The organism is Streptococcus intestinihominis (assembly GCF_046824975.1).
In the GTDB taxonomy this organism is placed as follows: domain Bacteria; phylum Bacillota; class Bacilli; order Lactobacillales; family Streptococcaceae; genus Streptococcus.
In genome coordinates this window covers 1-1,923 of the sequence record NZ_JBKQBL010000005.1, presented here as the reverse complement: position 1 = coordinate 1,923, position 1,923 = coordinate 1, and the positions used below count along the sequence as shown (strand labels likewise).

The window sequence follows — 1,923 nt, the reverse complement described above, 5'->3', positions numbered from 1 at the left end:
ACGAATTGCTAATGGTAGCATTAATTATCGTGGGCAAGAATTAACAGAACTCAAGTCAAACAAAGATTGGGAAGATATCCGCGGTGCAAAAATTGCAACCATCTTCCAAGATCCGATGACCAGTTTGGACCCGATTAATACAATCGGATCACAAATTACGGAAGTTATTATTAAACACCAAGGTAAGAGTGCCAAAGAAGCCAGAGAAATGGCCATCGATTATATGGAAAAGGTGGGAATCCCAGAAGCGGAACGTCGTTTTGATGAATATCCTTTCCAATATTCAGGCGGGATGCGTCAACGGATCGTTATTGCTATTGCGCTTGCTTGTCGTCCGGATATCTTGATCTGTGACGAGCCAACAACGGCCCTTGACGTAACCATCCAAGCCCAGATCATTGACTTGTTGAAATCATTGCAAAAAGAATATAACTTTACAACAATATTTATTACCCACGACTTAGGTGTAGTCGCAAGTATTGCAGATAAGGTTGCTGTAATGTATGCTGGTGAAATTGTAGAATTTGGTAAAGTAGAAGAAATCTTCTACGATCCAAGACATCCTTATACATGGAGTCTCCTTTCAAGTTTGCCACAATTGTCTACCTCTAAAGGTGATTTATATTCTATCCCAGGGACTCCTCCATCATTGTATTCACCAGTAAAAGGGGATGCCTTTGCTTTGCGTTCAGACTATGCTATGCAAATTGATTTCGAGGAACATCCACCAGTCTTCAATGTTTCAGATACACATTGGGCTAAAACATGGCTCTTACATGAAGATGCACCAAAAGTCAATAAACCAGAAATTATTGATAATCTTCATGAAAAGATCAGTGCGAAAATGGGATTCACTACAATCAAGGACTAGGAGAAGGAAATGACAGAAAAATTAATAGAAGTTAAAGATCTAGAAATTTCCTTCGGTGAAGGAAGTAAAAAATTTGTAGCTGTAAAGAATGCAAATTTCTTCATCAACAAAGGGGAAACATTTTCTCTTGTTGGTGAGTCTGGTAGTGGGAAGACGACAATTGGTCGTGCAATCATTGGTTTGAATGACACTAGTGCAGGTGACATCCTGTATGATGGCAAAAAAATCAATGGTAAGCAATCGCGTAAGGATGAAAATGAATTAATCCGTAAAATTCAAATGATCTTCCAAGACCCGGCAGCAAGTTTGAATGAGCGTGCAACAGTCGACTACATTATTTCAGAAGGTTTGTACAATTATCACCTATTCGAAAATGAAGAAGACCGAGTACGTAAAGTAAAAGAGATTATGCATGAAGTGGGGCTTCTAGCAGAGCATTTAACTCGTTATCCTCATGAATTCTCTGGTGGACAACGCCAGCGGATTGGGATTGCTCGTGCCTTGGTAATGGAGCCAGAATTTGTTATCGCAGACGAGCCAATTTCAGCCCTTGACGTATCCGTACGTGCGCAAGTTTTAAATCTCCTTAAGAAATTCCAAAAAGAGTTGGGCTTGACCTATCTCTTTATCGCACACGATCTTTCAGTCGTTCGATTTATCTCTGATCGTATTGCGGTTATTTACAAAGGAGTTATTGTAGAAGTAGCTGAGACGGAAGAATTGTTTAATAATCCAATTCATCCATACACACAATCTCTACTATCAGCTGTACCGATTCCAGATCCAATTCTAGAACGCAAAAAAGTTCTGAAAGTTTATGATCCTGATCAGCATGATTATTCAACCGACAAGCCAGAAATGGTTGAAATCAAACCTGGACATTACGTTTGGGCAAATAAAGCAGAACAGAAAAAATATAAAGAACTTGTATAATCATAAGAAAACGAGAAGAATATGCTTCTCGTTTTCTATTTTTTGAAAAAAGAAAAACTTTTTTTAAAAAAATAGAAAAAAGATATTGACAAGTTTTCATGGTCGTGATATACTAATAT

General features: G+C 38.2%; 2 protein-coding genes. Both read left to right on the top strand.

The window, feature by feature from the left end; genetic code table 11:
* The coding region (locus tag ACLOR3_RS08165) for an ABC transporter ATP-binding protein (protein ID WP_412037135.1) at nucleotides 1-871 on the top strand (871 nt) is incomplete at its 5' end.
* A 9-nt stretch (nucleotides 872-880) separates the two neighbouring features.
* Nucleotides 881-1,804 (top strand): ATP-binding cassette domain-containing protein, encoded by a 924-nt coding sequence (locus tag ACLOR3_RS08160; protein ID WP_048714745.1) that lies wholly within the window; start codon nucleotides 881-883, stop codon nucleotides 1,802-1,804.
* The last annotated feature ends 119 nt before the right edge of the window (nucleotides 1,805-1,923 follow it).